The following is a 21,249-nucleotide window of genomic DNA, read 5'->3' as shown; positions in this document are numbered from 1 at the left end:
TCGGACTCCTCAGGCCTGCGTCTGGGCGGAAACCTCGTGGGTTTCGTCCATCCAGTCGATGTTTTTCATTTTGCGCACGACCACGAACTCGTCGCGGTTCGAACCGACCGTGCCGTAGTAGTTGAAGCCGTAGGACAACTGGGCGTAGCCGCCGATCATGTGCGTCGGCTTGAGCACGGTGCGGGTCACGGAATTGTGGATCCCGCCGCGTTTGCCGGTGATCTCGGACCCGGGCACGTTCACGATCTTTTCCTGGGCGTGGTACATCATGGTCATGCCCTCGGGCACGCGCTGACTGACCACGGCGCGCGCGACCAGCGCCCCGTTGACGTTGAAGACCTCGATCCAGTCGTTGTCCACGATGCCGGCCTTGGCCGCGTCGATCTCCGACATCCAGACGATCGGGCCGCCGCGCGAGAGCGTGAGCATGATCAGGTTGTCGGAATAGGTGGAGTGAATCCCCCATTTCTGGTGCGGCGTGATGAAGTTCAGCACCACGTGCGGTTCGCCATTGCTGAAGCGCTTGTCCAGCATGGGTCCGATGGTCTTGGTGTCCACCGGCGGCCGGTACACGCACAGGGCTTCGCCGAAATCGCGCATCCAGGGGTGGTCCTGGTAGAGTTCCTGGCGTCCGGTCAGCGTGCGCCATGGAATCAGTTCATGCACGTTGGTATAGCCGGCGCTGTAGCTGACCTTGTCGGACTCGATGCCCGACCAGGTGGGCGAGGTCAGGATCTTGCGCGGCTGGGCCTGGATGTCGCGGAAGCGGATTTTTTCGTGTTCGCTGGATTTGACCAGGTGGGAATGGTCCCGTCCGGTGAATTTGGACAGGGCCTCCCAGGCCTTCAGGGCGACGTGACCATTGGTTTCGGGCGCCAGGGTCAGGACGGTCTCGCAGGCGTCGATGTCGGTGAAGATGCGCGGCTGGCCCTGGCCGACGCCGGGCTCGCGCTCGCGGCCGTTCAGCTTGCCGAGGAACTCGACCTCTTCCTTCGTGTCCCAGGAAATGCCCTTGCCGCCGTTGCCCAGTTTCTCGGCCAGCGGCCCGAGCGTGGTGAAACGCTCGTAGACATGTTTGTAGTCCCGGTTCACGACCATCATGTTCGGCATCGTCTTGCCGGGGACCAGGTCGCATTCGCCCTTGCGCCATTCGCGCACATCGTAGGGGTCGCTGAGTTCGCCCGGAGAATCGTGCTGCAGGGGCTGCAGCACCAGGTCCTCGTCGGGCAGATCCGCGTCGGCCGCCAGCTCGGAAAATTTCTTCGCCAGACCCTTGTAGATTTCCCAGTCGCTGCGCGATTCCCAGACCGGGTCCACGGCCGCCGACAGCGGGTGGATGAAGGGGTGCATGTCGGACGTGTTCAGGTCGTTCTTTTCGTACCAGGTCGCCGTGGGCAGCACCACGTCCGAATACAGACAGGTCGTGGACATGCGGAAGTCGAGGGTCACCAACAGGTCGAGCTTGCCCTGCGGCGCATCGTCGTGCCAGGCCACCTCCAGGGGTTTGACCCCTCCCGCCTCGCCCAGGTCCTTGCCCTGCACGCCATGCTGGGTCCCCAGCAGATGCTTGAGGAAATATTCGTGCCCCTTGCCCGAAGACCCCAGGATGTTGGAGCGCCAGACGAACAGGTTGCGCGGGAAGTTGTCGGGGTGATCGGGATCCTCGCAGGAGAATTTCAGCGCGCCATCGCGCAGGCCGCGCACCGCGTATTCCTTGGGATCCACGCCGGCCGCCCGGGCGTCGCGCACGACCTGGAGCGGATTGGTCTGCAGTTGCGGCGCCGTGGGCAGCCAGCCCATGCGCTCGGCGCGCACGTTCATGTCGATCAGGCTGCCCTGGTATTTCGAGGCGTCCGCCAGGGGCGAGAGCAGTTCCGGCACCTGGAGCTTTTCGTAGCGCCACTGGTCGGTGTGCGCATAGAAGAACGACGTGCCGTTCATGTGGCGCGGCGGACGCAGCCAGTCCAGCGCGAAGGTCAGCATGGTCCAGCCGGTCTGCGGACGCAGTTTTTCCTGGCCCACGTAGTGGCACCAGCCGCCGCCGGACTGACCCACGCAGCCGCACATGGACACGAGGTTGATGATGCCCCGGTAGGCCATGTCCATGTGGTACCAGTGGTTCAGGCCGGCGCCCAGGATGACCATGGACTTGCCTTCGGTCTTGGCGGCGTTGTCGGCGAACTGGCGGGCCACGGTGATGACCTTTTCGCGGTCCACGCCGGTGATGCGTTCCTGCCAGGCCGGGGTATAGGGCACATCGTCATCGTAGGAAGCGGCGGCGTTGTCGCCGCCCAGGCCCCGGTCGATGCCGTAGTTGGCCACGAACAGATCGAACACCGTGGCGACCAGCACGTCGCCCTCGGCGGTCCGCACGCGCTTGACGGGCAGGTTGCGCACCAGGACCTCGTCGTGTTCCGAGCCCTGGAAATGGTCGTGGTGGACGCCGCCGAAATACGGGAAGGCCACCGGCGCGACCTCGTCGTGGACATCGAGCAGGGACAGACGCGGCCGCACATCGTGGCCCCGGGCGTCCTTGAGTTCCAGATTCCACTTGCCGGCGTCCCCGCCCTCTTGTTGACCCCAGCGGAAACCGATGGAGCCCTGGGGCACGATCAGTTCATCCGTGTCCTCGTCGAAGGCGACGGTCTTCCATTCGGGGTTGTTGTCCTGGCCCAGCCGGTCGGTGAAATCGTCCGCCCGCAGCTTGCGGTCGGGCACGTAGCGGTCACCCTGGCGCACCAGGCGCACCAGGAAGGGCATGTCGGTGTACTGGCGGCAATAGCGGTCGAAGTAGGCGCTCTTGCCCGCCAGGTGGAATTCCTTGAGGATGACGTGGCCCATCGCCAGGGCGAGCGCCGCGTCGGTGCCCTGCTTGGGATGCAGCCAGATGTCGCCGAATTTGGCGCCTTCGGCGTAGTCCGGGAACACGGACACGACCTTGGCCCCCCGGTAGCGGGCCTCGACCATGAAGTGGGCGTCGGGCGTGCGGGTCTGGGGCACGTTCGAGCCCCACAGCATGATGAAGGTCGAGTTGTACCAGTCGGCCGATTCGCTGACGTCGGTCTGCTCGCCCCAGGTCTGGGGGCTGGAGGGCGGCAGGTCGCAATACCAGTCGTAGAAGCTGAGCAGCGACCCGCCCAGCAGCGACAGATAGCGGCTGCCCGAGGCGTAGGACACCATGGACATGGCCGGGATCGGCGAAAAGCCGGCGATGCGGTCCGGACCGTGGCGCTTGATGGTGTGGATATTGGCCGCCGCAACGATCTCGTTGACCTCGTCCCAGTTCGAGCGGACGAAGCCGCCCAGGCCGCGCGCGGTCTTGTAGCTGGCGGCCTTGTCCGGATCGGAGACGATGGCTTCCCAGGCCTGGACGGCGCCCATCGTCTTGCGCTGTTCGCGCCACAGCCGGGCCAGACGGCCGCGCAGCATCGGGTATTTGACCCGGTTGGCGCTGTACAGGTACCACGAGAACGTGGCCCCGCGCGGACAGCCGCGCGGTTCGTGGTTGGGCATGTCCGGGCGGGTGCGCGGGTAATCGGTCTGCTGCGTTTCCCAGGTGACCAGACCGCCCTTGACGTAGATTTTCCAGGAGCAGGACCCGGTGCAGTTCACGCCGTGGGTGGAGCGGACGATCTTGTCGTGCTGCCAGCGGTTGCGGTAGGCGTCTTCCCAGGTGCGGTCTTCGCGGACCACGGCGCCGTGCCCGTCGGAAAAAGTTTCCTTCGGGCGGGAAAAATATTTCAGGCGATCGATGAAATGGCTCACGATGGGCGCTCCGTTAGAAAGGGTTCGGCCGCAGGCTGGCGGCGCAGCCGCGCGTCAGCACGGGATTTCGGCGCGGCGCCGAGAGTAATACCACCACGTCACGGCGATCGACACGGCATAGAAGACGACGAAGAACACCAGCGCGGCGTAGGGAGTGCCGGTCAGCGCGAAGGACGTCCCGAAACTCTTGGGGATGAAAAAGCCGCCGTAGGCGCCCATGGCGCTGCTGAACCCCAGCACGGCGGCGGATTCCTTGGCGCCCTCGGCGTCGGCCCGGACCTGTCCGGCCGTGCCCCCGGCGGCATGGCGGCGCTGCGCCAAGGTGTTGAAGATCACGGGAATCATGGCGAAGGTGGAACCATTGCCGATGCCGGTCAGGAAGAACAGGAACAGGAAGGACAGCAGGAAACCCATGAAGCTCCCCGGCGACTGGCCGCCCGGCAAGGAGGCCATCACGCCCAGCACGCCCAGGATCATCCAGAAGAAGGTCCAGAAAGTGACCCGCGCGCCGCCGATGCGGTCGGACAGCCAGCCGCCGAAGGGCCGCGCCATGGCACCGACCAGCGGTCCCAGCCAGGCGTACTGCAACGGACGAATTTCTGGGTACAGGTATTTGATCAGCAGCGGGAATCCGGCGGAAAAGCCGATGAAGGAACCAAAGGTGCCGAGGTAAAGAAAGCACATGATCCAGTTGTGCTTGCGCTTGAAGATCACCGCCTGTTCGCGGAAGGACGCCTTGGCGTCGGCGATGTCGTGCATGCCGACCCAGGCCAGCATCGACACGATGATGATGAACGGCACCCAGATGAAAGCGGCGTTCTGCGCCCAGACTTCGACCGGGCCACCGTGGGCGCCGGACAGTTGTGCCGTCTGCGGGCCGCCCGCCCAGGGGCCGAGGATGCCCATCGTGATGACCAGCGGCGCCAGGAACTGTACCGAGGACACCCCCAGGTTGCCCAGCCCGGCGTTCAGGCCCAGGGCCGAGCCCTTGCGTTCCTTGGGGAAGAAGAAACTGATGTTGGACATGGACGAGGAGAAGTTCCCGCCCCCCAGCCCGCACAGCAGGGCCAAGATCAGCATGGTGGAATACGGCGTCCCCGGATCCTGGATCGCCAGCCCCACCCCGATGGTGGGCAGCAGCAGGCTGGCCGTGGTCAGCGCCGTCCAGCGCCGCCCGCCGAACACGGGCACCATGAACGAATAGAAGATGCGCAGCGTGGCGCCGGACAGGGCCGGCAGCGCAGCCAGCCAGAAGAGTTCGTTTTCGGTGTAGCGAAAGCCCAGGTTGGGCAGGTTGACGGCCACCACGCTCCACATCTGCCAGACGGCGAAGGCCAGGAACAGGGCCGGGATCGAGATCCAGAGATTGACGTTGGCGATGGCGCTGCCTTCCCGGGCCCAGAACGCCTGGTCCTCGGGCGTCCAGACGGTGAGCAGGCGACCACGGCGGGCCTTGGGCGAAGCATCAGAAGGTGTGAGGCTCATGCAAGGGCTCCTGGTTCAGAGACCCTCCACCATAAACCCCCACGCGCGGCAAGGGCGATGATCTGAATCAAACCGCAGCCGATTTCCGTGGCGGACACCGGACTGTCGAAACAGGATCAATCATGTCATCGGGTCACTTGGGAATGCATGCCCAGTATAGTGGCGGCCCGATGACTGCGCAAAGAGGTCAAACCCGATCGCAGCGGATCGTGATGGGGTGGCGCCGCAAACCCTCGATGACCTGGTCGGTGGCCTCGCCGTCGACGTCGGTGATGGCATAACCGATCTTGCCGCGCGTCTGCAGTTGCTGGCTGACGATGTTCAGGCCGTATTCGCCCATCAGGTTGCTGAGCGCGCCCATGGCGCCCGGCACGTTCTGGTGGATGTGGATGATGCGCGCCGCGCCCGCCTGCTCGTGATAGGAGATTTCCGGGAAATTGACGGCGCCCTTGGTCGTGCCGCTGCTGATGAAGCGCTTGAGTTTTTCCGCGACTTCCCGGCCGATGTTTTCCTGGGATTCCTGGGTGCTGCCGCCGATGTGGGGGGTCAGGATCACGTTGTGCATGCCGCGCAGGGGGCTGTCCAGCGCCTCGTCGCGGCTCTTGGGTTCGGTGGGAAACACGTCGATGGCGGCGCCCGACAGATGGCCGGACTTCAGTGCGCGCTGCAAGGCGGGGATGTCCACCACCGTGCCGCGCGAGGCGTTGATCAGGATGCTGCCCGGACGCATCGCGGCGATGGCGTCGGCGTCCATCAGGTTGGCCGTGTCCTTGCCGCCGGGCACGTGCAGGGTGACCACGTCGGCCTGGCCGAGGAATTTCTTGAGCGAGGACGTGGCGTGTGCATTGCCCAGGGGCAGTTTGGCCTCGATGTCGTGGTAGATCACGCGCATGCCGAAGGATTCCGCCAGGATGCCGACCTGGGAACCGATGTTGCCATAACCGACGATGCCCAGCGTCTTGCCGCGCGCCTCGTAGGCGCCGTCGGCGGTCTTGTCCCAGAAGCCCTCGTGGACGCGGGCGTTCTTTTCGGGGATGCGGCGCAGCAGCAGAATGGCCTCGCCCAGCACCAGTTCGGCCACCGAACGGGTATTCGAGAACGGCGCGTTGAACACCGGAATCCCCCGCAGGGCGGCGGTTTCCAGATCCACCTGGTTGGTGCCGATGCAGAAGCAGCCGATGGCCCGAAGGTCCGGCAGGTCGGCCAGCACGGCCTGGTCGAGATGCGTCCGGGACCGGATGCCGACCGCCTGCGCGCCCTGGAGGGCCTCGCGCAGGGCGTCGCCCGCGAGCGCGCCCGCATGCGTGACGACATCGTCGAACCCCGCCGCGACGAAGACTTCCCGGGCGCTGGCGTGTATGTTTTCGAACAGGACTATGCGTGGCATCTCGACCCTTTACCGGCAAATGAAAAAACGTTCATTGTGCGATATTTCAAGCATCTCGTCAGGGTCATCCCTAATGGGAACAGGGTCAAAGCCCTTCGTCTGCGACCAGCCTGTTCCGGCCGGCGGTCTTGGCGCAATACAGGTTCTCGTCGGCGCGGCGGAACAGGGACTGCGGGGTTTCATCCTCCCGCCACTGGGCCACGCCGGCGCTCAGGGTCAGTTCGATCACCCGGCCACGTCCCAGGTCGACGGGGTTCCGGCGCACATGTTCGAGCACGCCGGCGGCCAGGATGACCGCGTCGTCCAGCGAGGTGGCCGGCAGCAGTGCGACGAATTCCTCACCGCCGAACCGGGCCAATACGTCCGAACGGCGCCGCAGCAGGTTCAGCAGGACTTCGGCGACCCAGCGCAGCGCGGCGTCGCCCGCGTCATGTCCATGGGTGTCGTTGACCTGCTTGAAATGGTCCAGGTCGAAGATGACCAGCGTCCCGCGCGCGGACGCGCCTTGCGTCTCGGCTGCTCGCGCCAGTGCAGCGTCCAGGCCGCGCCGGTTGAGCAGACCCGTCAGCGGATCGTGCAGCGTCAGTTCGCGCAATTGCCGGTTGGCCTGCTCCAGCGCCCCCATGGTGGCGCGCAAGTCCGCCGTGCGGGACTGGACCTCGTGCTGCAGCGAGTTGCGGGCGCCGGCTTCGATGTCGAGCGCCCGGCGCATCAGGTCGTGCAACTGCATGACCTCGGCGTAGGTCAGCAGGAACATCTGGCTGCCCAGGGCGATCTGCATCCAGCGTTCCTGGGCCATGAATCCGGGGATGTAGCCGAAGGCCGCCAGCCCGTAGGCCAGGTAGCCGGCAAAGAACACCAGCCAGGACAGCACGTACCAGCGCGCGGCGCGTTCGCCCCGCCGCCAGTGGCGCAAGCCCAGGCCGAACATGGCCACCATGCAGGCCAGGGCGTAGACCGTGTCGATCTTGATGATGAGCGCGTAGGGCGCGGCCAGGCTGGCCGCGAGCAGCGCCGCGCCGGTCCCGGCCAGGGCGCGGATCAACCACGACTGGCGTGGCCAGCGGGCGGGCCCGATGCCCAGGAAATGGCGCGTGAACCAGAGCAGGCTGAGGATGGCCAGGATTTCGCTCAAGGGCACCGAGCGGTTCGCCAGCCAGGGCCAGTCCGGCCACAGATACTGGAACGACAGGCCGGACATGGACGTCAGGAACAGCCCGGCGCACAGGATGTAGGCGGTGTTGTAGAGGGACTGCCGGACCCTCAGCCGCAGGTACAGGGCGGCGTTGAACAGGGCCAGCATGGCCAGGGCGCCCAGGAACATGCCCTGGCTCAGGCCGTGGTCCTGGGCCTGGCCGATGGCCGCCGCGCCCGAATGCAGCGACAGGGGGATATTGATCGCCCCGCTGCTGTGGACCCGCAGGACGACCGCGAGCGACTGTCCGGCCCCGAAATCCAGGGGCAGCAGAAACAGTCGATGCCGCACCGGCCGGTCGCCGAAGGGCCGGGCATCCCCCATGCGCGCCGTGCCCAGGAGCCTGGGCCGCGCCCGCGGACCGGGCTCCGAACCGAGATCGTAGATCCAGACATCGATTTCATCGAGCAGCGGATAGTCCAGTTGCAGGTACCAGGTGCTGCCCTCGGGGTCCAGGTTGCGCAAGGGCACGTAGACCCAATAGGCGGACTGGTTGTGCCGGAAAACGAGCCGGTCCGCATCCCGGCGTTCCATCGGCAGCGTCCCGCCCAGGACGTCGCCCGGGCCGAGGGCGTGGGCCTCGTCCCGCAGGAAGCAGAGTTGCGGCAGGGAAGGAATGTCCGCATGTCTGGAGGACAGACCGAGCGCCGGGCAGGCGGCGTCGGGGATGGCCGCCAGGGCCCGCGCCGCGCCAAACAGGTAGAGCGACAGGCCGATCACCGCGATGATCCACGCGCGCCATCGGGCATGCCCGATGGCCGGCATCGCCATGCCGCGCCATGTTCCAGCAATCCGGTCGCAATCCGACAGATCAGCCTCCTCAGGGACAGACATGAAACGCATGATCGTTTTTGCGCATCCAAGGGAATTATGGATCAAAATCCGTCCACGGGGGACGGCCCTAGGAGAACGCCATGGCCACCTGGCCCAGCGCATTGCTGCGCATCGACGACATCGCGCGCGACACCGTCGCGGTGCATTTCCGCAAGCCCGGAGACTTCCAGTTCCTGCCCGGGCAGACCCTTTCGCTGACGCTGCCTTCGGACGCGCCGGACGTGCCGGTCCTGCGGCATACCTTTTCGCTGGTCAGCGCGCCGCATGAGAGCGATCTGTGCATCGCCACCCGCATGCGCGCCACCCCGTTCAAGCAGGCCCTGGCGCGGCTGCGGCCCGGCGCCGAACTGCGGTTCGGCGGTCCCTACGGAAAGCTCACTCCGCCGGCGGGGACGGACCGGCCCCTGGTCCTGATCGCGGGCGGCATCGGCATCACGCCCTGCGTGAGCATGCTGCGCGACGCAGCGCACCAGGGCTCGGACCGGCGGTTCATGCTGCTCTATTCCAACCGGACCCGGGAACAGGCCGCATTCCTGGAAGAACTGCGCGAACTCGCGCGGCTCAATCCGCGCCTGCGCCTGCTGGCCACATTGACCGGCCCGGCCGACGATGCCTGGGACGGGCTGCGCGGCCGGATCGACAGCGCCCTGCTGGAACAGGCACTCCGGGGGCTGGACGACCCCTTGTGTTATGTGACCGGCATACCCGCCATGGTCGAGGAGGTCCGCGCGCATCTGGCCGGGCTCGGCGTCGCGGACGACGCCATCCTGGACGAAAGCTTCCATGGTTATTGATACGCCCGCGCACGGCCTCGCGCTCCGCGAGGCCGTGGTAGTCTAATTATCCGGTTCCCCGTCACGGGTTGATCCCTCATCACGCACGCATGCCGCAAGGCCGAATCCGCAGGAATCCAATGATGCCCTCCACAGCCGCGCCACTGCCCACCTCCCCGGACGACCGGACCGCGCCCGACGTCCTGTTCGCCCGCACCCCCGATCTCGCCGAGCCGGACATCGACCGCCTGCGCGCCACCGTCCGGCGCTATTTCCTGGACACCTTCGACCGCTACGAGTCCCTGTTCCAGTGCCTGTCGAGCGACGAGGCCTTCGTCGTCAAGCCGATCCCCCTGCGCCACCCGCTGATCTTCTACTTCGGCCACACCGCGACGTTCTTCGTCAACAAGCTGCTGCTCGCCCGTCTGATCGACCAGCGCCTGGACCACCGGCTGGAGTCGATCTTCGCCGTCGGCGTGGACGAGATGAGCTGGGACGACCTGGACGACGCCCACTACGACTGGCCCTCCGTGGCCGAGGTCCGCGCCTATCGCGACCGCGTGCGCGCCCTGGTCCTGGACCTGATCGATCACGCTCCGCTGCAATCCCCGATCGATTGGCGGAATCCCTGGTGGGCCATCGTCATGGGCGTCGAGCACGAGCGCATCCACCTGGAGACATCCTCGGTCCTGATCCGCCAGCACGCGCTGAAATACGTACGCGCCGTCCCGGAATGGGCGCCGATCCCCGACATCGGCGGCGAACCGCCCGAAAACAGTCTCGCACGCGTGCCGGCCGGCACGGTGCGTGTGGGCAAGTCCTTCGACGACCCGCAATACGGCTGGGACAACGAATACGGCACCCACGCGGCCGAGGTCGAATCCTTCGAGGCGGGGCGCTGCCTGGTGAGCAACCGCGAATTCCTGGCTTTCGTCGAGGCGGGCGGCTACCGCAACCACCGCGACTGGACCGAGGAAGGCCGCCAGTGGCTGGCCTACAGCCAGGCGGAACATCCCACCTTCTGGGTCAAGAAGACCCAGGGCTGGTTTCTGCGCCTGATGACCGGGGAAATTCCCATGCCCTGGTCCTGGCCGGTCGAAGTCAACTACCTGGAGGCCAAGGCCTTCTGCAACTGGAAGGCGGCCGAGACCGGCCAGCCCGTGCGCCTGCCCACCGAGGACGAATGGTACCGGCTGTACGATGCGGCCGGCCTGCGCGACCCCGACGACCGCCCCTGTGCCGCCAACCTGCACCTGGACCACGGCGCCTCGTCGTGCCCCGTGGACACCTGGCGCCACGGCGACTGGTACGACGTGGTGGGCAACGTCTGGCAATGGACCGAGACGCCCACCTATCCGTTCGACGGCTTCGACGTCCACCCGATCTACGACGACTTCACGACGCCGACCTTCGACGGCCGCCACAACCTGCTCAAGGGGGGCTCCTGGATTTCCTGCGGCAACGAGGCCGTGCGCGCTTCGCGCTACGCTTTCCGGCGGCACTTCTTTCAGCATGCGGGCTTCCGCTACGTTGTGTCCCATGCGCCCGCCGAGGCTCCGGCCGCCTACTACGAAACCGACAAGCTGATGTCCGAATACGCCGAATTCCACTACGGCGACTCGTATTTCGGCGTCCCCAACTTCCCCCAGGCGCTGGCGCGGCGGGCCATCGAGGCCCTGGGCGACCGCCCGCGCCGCCGCGCACTGGATCTGGGTTGCGCTTCCGGGCGGGCCACTTTCGAACTGGCCCGGGTCTTCGCGCGTGTCACAGGCGTGGATTTCTCGGCCCGCTTCATCAACCAGGGCGTGCAACTGATCCAGACGGGCCAGCTACGCTACACCCTGGCCGACGAGGGCGAACTGGTGTCCTACAAGTCCCGCACGCTGGCCGAGCTGGGCCTGGACGAGGCCATCGGCCGGGTGGAGTTCTTCCAGGGCGACGCCTGCAACCTGAAGCCGCAGTTCACGGACTACGACCTGATCCTGGCCGCCAACCTGATCGACCGGCTGTATGATCCCGCGCGGTTCCTGGACCGGATCCACGAGCGCATCGTTCCGGGCGGCCTGCTGGTGCTCGCCTCGCCCTACACCTGGCTTGAAGAGCACACGCCACGCGACTCCTGGCTGGGCGGCTTCAAACGGGACGCGGAGAGCCACACGACCCTGGACGGCCTGAAGGAACACCTCGCGCCGCATTTCCGGCTGCTGGGCGAGCCGACGGACGTGCCCTTCGTCATCCGCGAAACGCGGCGCAAGTTCCAGCACACGCTGTCGGAGCTGACGATCTGGGAACGGCGCCCGGACCGGTCCTAGGTCGGGTTCCCGCCGAGGCGCAGGACGAAACGCTCGAAGTCCTCGGATTCCAGTGGCTGGCTGAAATGCCGGCCCTGGATGTCGTCGCAGCCGCTGGCCTTGAGAAAGGCCAGTTGCCCGGCCGTTTCCACGTTCTTGGCGAGCGTGGCCAGGCCCAGACTGCGGGCCATCTGGACGATGGCGGACGTAATCGCCTGATCGTCCACGTCGGCATCGATATCGCGCACGAAGCTCCGGTCGATCTTGAGCTTGTGGATCTTGAAGCGCTTGAGGTGGCCGAACGATGAATGGCCCGCGCCGAAATCATCGATCGCGAGGCGGATGCCCCGCTGATGGAGATCCTGGATCTTCCGCGCGGCGATGTCCGGGGTTTTCATGAGGGTCGCCTCGGCCAGGTCCAGTTCCAGGCAATGAGGCGGGACGCCCGCTTCGTCCAGCAGCCGACCGATCCGGTTGGTCAGATTGGGTTGGTCGAACTGGACCGCCGACAGATTCACGGCGACGACCAGACCGGACAGGCCACGGTCCCGCCAGACCCGGATCTGCCGCAGGACGGTGCGCAGCACCCAGTCCCCGATGGGCACGATCAGGCCGGACGATTCGGCGAGCGGAATGAATTCGGCCGGGCAGACCGTCCCCCATTGGGGCGAATCCCAGCGCAGCAGCGCCTCCGCGCCAAAGACCCGGTGCTCGGACAGGCGCAGCTGCGGCTGGTAGACCAGACGCAATTCGCCGCGCTGCTGCGCCTGCCTCAGCGCATGGATCAGCGCGACCAGATGGACGGCATGGGCCTGCATTTCGGGTGTGAAAAAACAACTGCCGTTGCGGCCTTCGGCCCTGGCGCGGCGCATCGCGGTCTCCGCGTGCTTCAACAAAGCGTCCAACCCGTCGGCGTCGGACGGGTACATGGCAATGCCGACGGACGCAGTCGCGACGACTTTCCGACCCTCCAGCCGCAGCGGCAGGGTCACGGAGTCCAGCAAGGCCTGCGCACTGCGCGCCGCCTCTTGCTGACCGGTGTCCGGCAGGATGGCCAGAAAATCCTCGCCCGACAGACGCGACAGGACGTCCTGTGCTCTCAGCGCCGAGCGCAGGCGCTGGGCCATTCCCCGCAGCCAGGCGTCGCCGAACCGGTGGTCCGGGGAATCGTTGGCGCTCTTGACGCGGTCCAGGCCGACCCACAGGACGGCCAGCGTGCGGAATTGCCGGCGTGCATACTGGAAATGCTCGTGCAAAAGCGCGCGGTCGGGCAATCCGGTCAAGGGGTCGTAATGCGACAGGGCCTGGGGCCGTGCGGCCGCCTGTTTCTTTTCGGTGATGTTTTCCCTGAGCGTCAGGTAGTTGGTGATGGCGCCGTCGGCGCTGCGCAGCGGATAGACCAGCACGGACTCCGTGAATTCCCGGCCGGCTTTGTCGAGACTGACCAGTTCGCCCTGCCAGGGCTCGCCCCGGGCGACCTGAGCGGTCATGGCGAGCACGGTCGCCGTCGGCACGCGGGGAGACCACAAGTCGACGGGGCTGCGTCCCAGCAGTTCCTGACTGGTGTAGCCACTCAGGCGAGTGCACGCCTCGTTGACGTATTCGATGCGGTAAGCCCGGTCCAGGATCATGATGGACACCGGACTCTGCGCCACCACCAGGGAAAACTTGCGCAGCATCTGTTCGCTTTCGTGGCGCTGGGTGACGTCCCGCGAAATGACGACGTAATGATCGCTCTCTCCCGCCCAGGCCGGCTTGCGTGCCACGGACAGTTCGAACCAGCGGGTGTGCTCGCCGATCCTCAGGCTGAGGAGACGGCCGCGCGAGACCCCTTGCCGGCCGGCCTCTTCGAGCGCCGCGAGCACCGTGTCGGCGGCCTGCGGCGGCAGGATTTCCTCGACCAGCCGACCGCGCAGGTCGGGCCCGGGCCGGGCCGTCTCCGGAACGGCGTGCACGGCCAGATAGCGGCCCCGCGCGTCCATGACCACCACCAGATCGGGCACGGCCTGCAAGGTCGCCTGCAGGCGCCGCCGGGATTCATCCACCCGGGCATAGGGATCCCGGACCATTGCCACGAAGACGGCCCGGTACAGGTAGAAATAGGCCAGCACCTTGTAGACATGGCCGAACAGGCTGTAGACGTCCGTGGCGCCGGTGTGCCGCGTCAGGAAGAATTCGCTCTGGGCCATGATGCAGGCGGAGGCGAACAGAGCGCCGACGTTGAAGCGGCGGGGCAGGCGCATGAGCCAGAGCAGCCGGATGGCCGCCAACAGGTTCAGGACGAGGATGCCGTATTCGGCGCCGACCATGAACGCGGTCGGCGCCTGGCCCGGCGTGTGGACGAGCGGCAGCCACGGCGGCGCGCGAAAGAGCAGGACCGTCGCCCCGAGGACCAGCAACAGAACGGGCAATTGCCGGGCGCCCTGAGGGACCCGGGCCGGGCGTACCCGCCAGGGCATCCAGACGGCGGCCAGCAGGCCCAGTGCGCCCACGAACCGGGCGGCCAGCCAGAAACCCGTACTCGTGGCGATCGGGCTGGCCGCGATGAAATCCGGCATGCCCGGCAAGGACAGCACGTGCAGGAAATCCAGCAGCGCCACGCCCAGAAAGGCGCTCGCCAGCCACAGGAGATTGGCCGGCGGATTTTCATGGCGCACGCTCCAGACGAGCCTGACGATAAGGGCCGCCGCCACGATCGACAGGGTTTCCAGCGCCATGTGCAATGGCAGGAGATGGCTGAGGTCGCTGGCGGCGGCGGGCAGGCGCAGCGTCGTGGCCACGACGAGGATCACCAGCAGCGCGCCGACGGCGCCGAAGGCGGGGCGGGTTTCCCCCAAATGAGCCGGATGGATGGTCATGGATGCTGCTCGCCGAACGTGCAATCCAATGTAATGGGCCTGATCTTTACCGGCAAGTCCGATGCGGGCCGGCTCGCGACGGCGGGCGGCTACCCCGCGCGGCGTCGAGGATCCTCGGGCGCTCGTCCATGGCGGGGATGATCCCCTGTGTTTTCTCGTTGCATGGGGATTTTTCGTGCGCGGCCTGTACGACGAAGACCTGGCGCGGGCCTCGTTCGGCGTCTGGGGAGCGAACCTGCCCGCCCTGCTGACACGCAACGCAACCCTCCTGGCGTTCCACCAGAACTCGCACCTGCTCGGGCATTCGACACTCGACGTGATCTGCTTCGTAGTTGTCTGGGCGCTGCAATTGCTGATCATCCAGAACGGCATGGAAACCGTGCGCAAATTCCAGGACTGGGCGGGCCCCGCCGTCTGGATCGCCATGCTGGTGCTGTGCTGGTCAACCTGATCCTGTTTTCGCTGCTGGCCGCCCTGACCTTCGCTGTCGCCACGCTGGACATCAGCCTGGTGGACTATTACCTGATCGCCAAGGGCGAGATCAGGGTCGCCGATCTGTACCGCGAGGACGGCGCCTACCAGTTCCACGGAGGCTGAAATATCGCCGCGCTGACCGCCACGATCGAAGCCACTCAGGCGGACGGCCCGCAGCCGGGCTGCGGGCCGTTTTTTCATGCCGGCGGATCAATCCAGCGCGAACTGGGCTTTCAGCCAGAAGACCCGGCCCGGCTCGTTGATCCGGGTGTTCACGAAGGACACGTTGCCGGGAATGTCCACGCCCGCCTTCGACAGGTGCTCGGCGTAGGTCTTGTTGAGGACGTTGTCCACGCCGGCGGTCAGCAGCACCGTCTTGTTCGGGCGCCAGCCGGCGTTGAGCGACAATACGCCGAAACCGCCGGTGGGGCCGAGATCCCTGCCGGCGATGCCGCCCATGCCTGCGTCGTAGCGGTTCTGAGCGGCCACCAGCCGCCAGAGCACGCCCGCGGAATACGGCCCCTGCGCATAGTTCAGCCCCAACCGGGCTTCCAAAGGCGGTTGCTGCGCCAGCGCGGTGCCATCCGTACGGTTCTTGCCATACACATAGGACAGACTGGCCACGCCCTGCCACGCCGGGTGGAATTGCCAGGCGGCGTCCAGTTCCCCGCCCATGACGGTGGCGTCCACGTTGCGGGTCCGGCTGCGGTTCCAATCGATGAGGATGTAATCGTTCACCTGGCTGTAGAAGGCCGAGACCGACAGCGCGAAGGGTCCGCTGCGCCAGTTCGTACCGACATCCAGCTGGTCGAGCTTTTCCGGCCGGGTGGACAGGAAGGCGCTGTTGGTCCCGTCGGAACCGCCCTTCATCAACTCCCAGTAATCGGGAAAGCGCTCGGAATGGCCGAACCCGGCGTACCAGGTGCTGTTGTCGCCATAATCCCGTTCGTAGCGCAGAAAGCCGCTGGACAGGGCGCGGTCGTTCGTGCGGCCGGAGGTGGCCGACCTGGCAGGTGCGCGTTTGTCGCGCGCCTCGATCCAGTCGACCCGCAGGCCGCCGACGACGCGGTCGGCGTCGGTGAGGAACCAGGTGCTTTCACCGAAGACGCCATGCTGCTCGAAGCGCATGTCCTCGACCCGGGTCGCCGCGCGATAGGCGGCATTGGCGGCGTCGGCCGAGGCCTGCATGCCGCTGCCCCGGCCGCGATGCACGTCCTGCTTGGCGTCGGCGCCGACAACCAGTTTCCAGGACTCGGCGGGACGCAACGTCGCGCTCAGCCGCCCGCCCGTGGTGCGGCGGTCCGGATTGCCGGCCATGTACGGATTCATCCTGCCCTGCGGCACATCGCGCAAGGTGTAGTTGTCCATGACGTGGTCCACGTAGTTGTAGTAGACCCGCCCTTCGATCTCTTCGACCAGGCCGTCCATGCGCTTGCGCTCGAACATCAGGGACACGTTCTCGCGCTTGAACTTCGCCCCATCCATGCTCCGGTCGGCGTAGGCGGCGCGACCGTCGCTCAGGGCGGCCGACAGCTCGATGCGCGTCTTGTCGTCCGGCGTCAGCCCGACGGCGGCATGGCTGCTCCAACGCAGGTATTCGGAATGCACGCGATTGCCATCGCCGTCTTCATAATCGTTGGCCTGGGCACGGGTACCGCCGGCGCGCACGTACCCCTGCGGCCCGCCGACCAACACATCGGCCATCTGGTCGTTGCGCCCGAAGCTGCCCAGCGTCAGGCTGCCATCGGCCTTCCAGCCGAAGGACTCCATGCGCTTCACGTCGCGCTCGAACAGCACTACGCCGGCCGACTGGCCCGCCCCGTAGCGCACGCTCTGCGGCCCCTTGAGGACGGTGACGCGGTCATAGGATTCGGGATAGACATAGGCCGTGGGCGGGTCCATGCGCCCGCCGCAACCGCCGTAGATTTCCTGGCCGTCGAGCAGAATGCCCAGGCGCGAGCCGGAAAAGCCGCGCAGCACCGGATCGCCGTCCGTGCCGCCCTTGCGGATCACGGAAAATCCGGGGATGCTCTTGAGAAAATCGGCGCCGTCATGCGCGGGCACGGGCTGGCGCGGGGCCTTCGGGTCCGTGCGCACCACCAGGGGCTCGTCCGCGGCGGGCGCGGTCACGACCACGGGAGACAATGCCCGCACGGGCTGGGACGACGCGGCCTGCGGCAGGCCGAGCGTCATCAGGGCGACCGGGATCCCGGACACCCACAAGGTTTCCTTCTTCATCAAAATCTCGATATGCGAAAAAGCTGAAAGACAACCAGGGTCGTCCGCAGCCGAAGCATCAGGCTGGGGCGACCCCGGCGACAAGAAATCAGGGTTTCAGCATGAACGGGACGGGGGACAGCGAGCGGGCGGCCATGCCCAGGTCCCGGCAATCCGTGCGGCGCAGGGAGTTTCGTCGAACCCTGCCGCGGGCTGGGCCCAGGGCGCGGCCGGCACGACAGTGCCGGCCATGGCGGCCATCGGTGGAGCGGGCGTGGTGGCGCACAGCGGGCAATGGCCGGTCCGGAGCATGCGCGAGGATCCGGAACCGTCCAGATCGGACGACAGGTCCATGACCACCATGCCGGCCGGCGTGCATGCCACGATCTGCACGCCCCGCAAGGGGTCGGCCGGCGGAATGCCGGCGAACACAGGCCCGACGACCTGGAGCCAGAGCCCCAGGACCAGAAGCCAGTGGATGAAGACACATCCGCGTGTACGCCTGTCCGCATATCGCATGGGCTGCATTCTATGCGAGATGCGCCGTACCTCGATTGACGGGGGTCAAGCCGCGCGGCATCCCGGCCGGCACCGGTTCATATTTCCCCAGGCGATATAGAGATAGACTGAAAACCTTTGCGGCTTGAAGGACGCCTCATTAGAATGAAAAAAGATAAAACGCGTCATCCATATAACTCGTTGAATTAATCACCACTGGCCCGTCCATCATGAAGAAAAAACTCTCCGCCCTGCTGTTCGCTTCCCTGCTCCCCCTGCTGGCCGCCGCGCCCGCCGCCCAGGCGGCCGCCGACGACCTCGCGGCCATCCAGAAGGCCGGCGTCCTGCGCATCGGCACCGAAGGCACTTACGCACCCTTCTCCTACCACGACGCCAAGGACAATCGCCTGGTCGGCTTCGACGTGGACATCGGCCGCGCCATCGCCAAGCGTCTGGGCGTCAAGGCGGAATTCGTGGAAGGCAAATGGGACGGCCTGATCGCCGGGCTGGACGTCAACCGCTATGACGTGGTCATCAACCAGGTCGGCATCAGCCCCGAACGGCAGGCCAAGTTCGACTTCTCCAAACCCTACATCGCCTCGGCCGCGGCGCTGATCGTGCGCGCGGACAACGACACGATCCACGCCTTCTCCGACCTGAAGGGCAAGCGCTCGGCCAACACCATCACCAGCAACTTCGGCAAGCTCGCCCAACGCAGCGGGGCCGAAGTGGTGCCGGTGCAGGGCTTCAACGACGCCATCGCCCTGCTGACCTCGGGCCGCGTGGACGCGACCGTCAACGACCAGTTGTCGTTCCTCGACTTCAAGCACCAGCAGCCCAAGGCCAAGGTCAAGGTCGTCGCCACCGACGACAGTGCCGAATTCGGCCAGTCCGGCGTGCTGATGCGCAAGAACCAGCCGGCCCTGAAGGCCGCCATCGACAAGGCACTGGACGCGCTGCGCGACGACGGCACGTACAAGCGGATCTCCGAGCATTATTTCGGCGAGGATCTGTCCGCCAAGGTCAAGTAAGCCCGCCCCGCGACACCCAGGAGTTCCGATGCCGGACTGGCTACGCCTGATGCTGGACTCCCTCTGGCCGCTGCTGGTCGGGGGGATCGAATTCACCGTGCCGTTGGCGCTCCTGTCCTTCGCGGTCGGGCTGCTGCTGGCGTTCCTGACCGCGATCGCCCGGCTGTTCGGCCCGCCGCCCCTGGTGGCGCTGGTCCGGTTCTACGTCTGGCTGATCCGGGGCACGCCGCTGCTGGTGCAATTGTTCGTGATTTTCTACGGCCTGCCCAGCGTCGGCTTCGTGCTGGATCCGCTGCCAGCCGCACTCATCGGCTTTTCGCTGAACGTGGGCGCCTACAACGCCGAGGTCATCCGCAGCGCCATCGAAGCCATCCCCAAGGGCCAGTGGGATGCCGCCTATTCGCTGAGCATGACGCGCGCCCAGGCGCTGCGGCGCACGGTGCTGCCCCAGGCGGCGCGCGTGGCCGTGCCGCCGTTGGCCAATTCCTTCATCTCCCTGGTGAAGGACACCTCGCTGGCCGCCGTGATCACTGTGCCGGAAATCTTCCAGGCGGCCCAGCGCATCGCTTCCGTGACCTACGAACCGTTGATCCTGTACGTGGAGGCCGCCCTGATCTACCTGGTGCTCTGTTCCTTCCTGTCGGCGGCCCAGTCGCGCCTGGAACGCCATTTCGGCCAGCACGCCGTCTTCACCGAGGGGCAGCGATGATCGAACTGCGAGGCATCCGCAAGTCCTTCGCCGGCCACGAAGTGCTGCACGGCGTCGACGTCGACGTCCCCGAAGGCCAGGTGACCGCGCTGATCGGCCCGTCAGGCAGCGGCAAGAGCACCCTGCTGCGTTGCGTGAACCTGCTGGACGTCCCCGATGCGGGTCGGCTGACGCTGGGCGAGGAAACCCTGGCATTCCGGCCCGGCCACCACCCGCCCCGCCCGGCGGTGCAGCGCATCCGCCAGCAGACCGGCATGGTGTTCCAGAACTTCCAGCTGTTCCCGCACCGGACCGCCGTGCAAAACGTGATGGAAGGCCTGGTGACAGTGAAGGGCTGGAGCCGCGAGCGCGCCCGGGAACGCGCCCTGGGGCTGCTGGACAAAGTCGGGTTGCTGGAAAAAGCCGATGCCTGGCCGTCCAGCCTGTCGGGCGGCCAGCAACAGCGCGTGGCCATCGCCCGCGCGCTCGCGCCCGAGCCGCGCGTGCTGCTGTGCGACGAGCCCACATCCGCCCTGGATCCGGGCCTGGCGGCGGAAGTGGTCGCCGTCCTGGGGAAACTGGCCGCCGAGGGCATGACCATGCTGATGGCCACCCATGACCTGCGGCTGGCGGCGCAGATCGCCCGCCAGACGGTCTTCCTGCAGGATGGCGCGGTCATCGAGGCCGGTGCGTCCGCCGACCTGTTCCGGCATCCGCAAGACCCGCTCACGCAGCGCTTCGTCGCCACGCTGCGGGCCGACGCGGCCGTCTGAGCAGGCCGCCAGAAAGCGATCGCCCGGATCGGCCTTCCGCGCCGCGCGCCCTGGAATGGGCGGTCAGCGCGCGGCCCCCGGGGCCGTCGCCGGCATGCCCGCCGTGTATTTCGCCCCTGCCACGCAGGCGACGACGAAAGCCGTGACCACCAGCATGACGGGCGTGACGGGTTCGTCCAACAGCCACGCCGCCAGCATCAGCCCCAGAAAGGGCTGCAGCAGTTGCAATTGACCGACGGCGGCGATGCCGCCCTGGGCCAGGCCCCGGTACCAGAAGATGAAACCGACCAGCATGCTGAAGACCGCCACGTAGGCCAGACCGCCCCAGGCGGACGCGGCGACGCCGGCCCACACGGACGGACGCAGGATCACCGCCAGGGGCAGGCTGACCGGCAGCGACAGCGCCAGCACCCAGCAGATGACCTGCCAGCCGCCCAGCCGGCGCGAGAGGCGCCCGCCTTCGGCGTAGCCGTAGCCGCAGGTGACGATGGCCGCCATCATCAGGGCGTCGGCGCCCAGCGAGCCCGAACCATCCCGGCTGAGCGCGAACCCGGCCACCGAGGCCGCGCCCAGGAGGGCGAACGCCCAGAAAGCGCGGGAAGGCCGTTCACCGCCCAGCCACGTGCCGAAGATCGCCGTCGCCAGCGGCAGCAGGCCGATGAAGACCAGGGAATGCGCCGACGTGATGGTCCGCAGGGCCAGGGCGGAAAACAGGGGGAAGCCGACCACCACGCCGAAAGCCACCAGCAGCAGGGTGCGCAGATCGCCCCGGCCAGGCCGGGGACTGCGTGTAAGGACCAGCGCGGCCAGCGCCAGCAGGCCGGCCAGGGCCGCCCGCGCCGCCGTGACGAACAGGGGGTCGAGCCCCAGGACGGCCAGCCTCGTCGCCGGCAGCGAACCGCTGAAGATCGCAACGCCGATCATGCCATTGATCCAGCCGCGCGTGGAGGCGTTCATTCGTGTTTCCTTTCATGCTGTGC

At 66.8% G+C, this 21,249-nt stretch carries 14 protein-coding genes and 1 pseudogene; 7 read left to right on the top strand and 8 right to left on the bottom strand.

Annotated features, from left to right (window positions below; translation table 11 throughout):
- Positions 1 to 9: 9 nt before the first annotated feature.
- The 4 genes from O4H32_RS06690 to O4H32_RS06675 all read right to left on the bottom strand — a co-directional run bounded on the left by O4H32_RS06690 (position 10) and on the right by O4H32_RS06675 (position 8,666).
- Entirely contained in the window at positions 10 to 3,765 is a 3,756-nt protein-coding gene (locus O4H32_RS06690; RefSeq protein ID WP_269357796.1) for a nitrate reductase subunit alpha, read from the bottom strand.
- Positions 3,766 to 3,819: 54 nt separating this feature from the next.
- Entirely contained in the window at positions 3,820 to 5,250 is a 1,431-nt protein-coding gene (locus O4H32_RS06685) for a NarK family nitrate/nitrite MFS transporter (protein ID WP_269357794.1), read from the bottom strand.
- 187 nt (positions 5,251 to 5,437) lie between these two features.
- Positions 5,438 to 6,637, bottom strand: a complete 1,200-nt coding sequence (gene serA, locus O4H32_RS06680) for a phosphoglycerate dehydrogenase (RefSeq protein ID WP_269357792.1) — start codon at positions 6,635 to 6,637, stop codon at positions 5,438 to 5,440.
- Between the two features lie 85 nt (positions 6,638 to 6,722).
- A complete protein-coding gene (locus tag O4H32_RS06675; protein ID WP_269357790.1) occupies positions 6,723 to 8,666 on the bottom strand; it encodes a sensor domain-containing diguanylate cyclase in 1,944 nt (647 codons plus the stop codon).
- Positions 8,667 to 8,746: 80 nt separating this feature from the next.
- On the opposite strand from O4H32_RS06675, the gene O4H32_RS06670 reads away from it, so the two are divergent.
- Both O4H32_RS06670 and ovoA read left to right on the top strand, forming a co-directional pair.
- Entirely contained in the window at positions 8,747 to 9,460 is a 714-nt protein-coding gene (locus tag O4H32_RS06670) for a ferredoxin--NADP reductase (RefSeq protein WP_269357788.1), read from the top strand.
- Positions 9,461 to 9,579: 119 nt separating this feature from the next.
- Positions 9,580 to 11,751: a 5-histidylcysteine sulfoxide synthase gene (gene ovoA / locus O4H32_RS06665; protein WP_269357786.1), complete on the top strand. Its 2,172-nt coding sequence runs from the start codon at positions 9,580 to 9,582 to the stop codon at positions 11,749 to 11,751.
- Here the strand turns inward: ovoA and O4H32_RS06660 are convergent.
- Positions 11,748 to 14,588, bottom strand: a complete 2,841-nt coding sequence (locus O4H32_RS06660) for a bifunctional diguanylate cyclase/phosphodiesterase (protein ID WP_269357785.1) — start codon at positions 14,586 to 14,588, stop codon at positions 11,748 to 11,750. The genes ovoA and O4H32_RS06660 overlap by 4 nt on opposite strands.
- 241 nt (positions 14,589 to 14,829) lie before the next feature.
- Here O4H32_RS06660 and O4H32_RS15015 point away from each other — a divergent pair.
- Together O4H32_RS15015 and O4H32_RS15010 are read left to right on the top strand one after the other, a co-directional pair.
- Positions 14,830 to 15,024, top strand: a pseudogene (locus tag O4H32_RS15015) (nitrate reductase); the annotation flags it as partial.
- Positions 15,024 to 15,185 carry a hypothetical protein gene (locus O4H32_RS15010; protein WP_407932622.1) on the top strand — a complete coding sequence of 54 codons (162 nt, stop codon included), beginning with the start codon at positions 15,024 to 15,026 and terminating at the stop codon, positions 15,183 to 15,185. The pseudogene O4H32_RS15015 and the gene O4H32_RS15010, both read left to right, overlap by 1 nt.
- Before the next feature lie 87 nt (positions 15,186 to 15,272).
- Here O4H32_RS15010 and O4H32_RS06650 read toward each other — a convergent pair whose 3' ends face one another.
- Together O4H32_RS06650 and O4H32_RS06645 are read right to left on the bottom strand one after the other, a co-directional pair.
- Positions 15,273 to 17,300, bottom strand: coding sequence for a TonB-dependent copper receptor (locus O4H32_RS06650; protein WP_269357784.1), 2,028 nt, complete (start codon positions 17,298 to 17,300; stop codon positions 15,273 to 15,275).
- A gap of 96 nt (positions 17,301 to 17,396) precedes the next feature.
- Positions 17,397 to 17,798, bottom strand: a complete 402-nt coding sequence (locus O4H32_RS06645; RefSeq protein ID WP_269357782.1) for a DUF2946 family protein — start codon at positions 17,796 to 17,798, stop codon at positions 17,397 to 17,399.
- Between the two features lie 209 nt (positions 17,799 to 18,007).
- On the opposite strand from O4H32_RS06645, the gene O4H32_RS06640 reads away from it, so the two are divergent.
- From O4H32_RS06640 to O4H32_RS06630, 3 genes are read left to right on the top strand one after another with little or no spacing between them, the layout of a single operon-like run.
- Positions 18,008 to 18,808 (top strand): amino acid ABC transporter substrate-binding protein, encoded by an 801-nt coding sequence (locus O4H32_RS06640; protein ID WP_269357781.1) that lies wholly within the window; start codon positions 18,008 to 18,010, stop codon positions 18,806 to 18,808.
- A gap of 28 nt (positions 18,809 to 18,836) precedes the next feature.
- Positions 18,837 to 19,517 (top strand): amino acid ABC transporter permease, encoded by a 681-nt coding sequence (locus O4H32_RS06635; RefSeq protein WP_269357780.1) that lies wholly within the window; start codon positions 18,837 to 18,839, stop codon positions 19,515 to 19,517.
- The gene (locus tag O4H32_RS06630; protein WP_269357778.1) at positions 19,514 to 20,269 is read left to right on the top strand and encodes an amino acid ABC transporter ATP-binding protein; all 756 of its coding nucleotides are present in this window, start codon (positions 19,514 to 19,516) and stop codon (positions 20,267 to 20,269) included. The genes O4H32_RS06635 and O4H32_RS06630 overlap by 4 nt, the downstream gene beginning before the upstream one ends.
- Before the next feature lie 63 nt (positions 20,270 to 20,332).
- Here O4H32_RS06630 and O4H32_RS06625 read toward each other — a convergent pair whose 3' ends face one another.
- The gene (locus O4H32_RS06625) at positions 20,333 to 21,226 is read right to left on the bottom strand and encodes a DMT family transporter (RefSeq protein WP_269357777.1); all 894 of its coding nucleotides are present in this window, start codon (positions 21,224 to 21,226) and stop codon (positions 20,333 to 20,335) included.
- Positions 21,227 to 21,249: the final 23 nt, after the last annotated feature.

It is taken from the genome of Castellaniella denitrificans (assembly GCF_027214045.1).
Classification (GTDB): Bacteria; Pseudomonadota; Gammaproteobacteria; order Burkholderiales; family Burkholderiaceae_B; genus Castellaniella; species Castellaniella denitrificans_A.
Note: the sequence above shows the minus strand (reverse complement) of the source record. Positions and strands in the feature narration are given on the sequence as shown.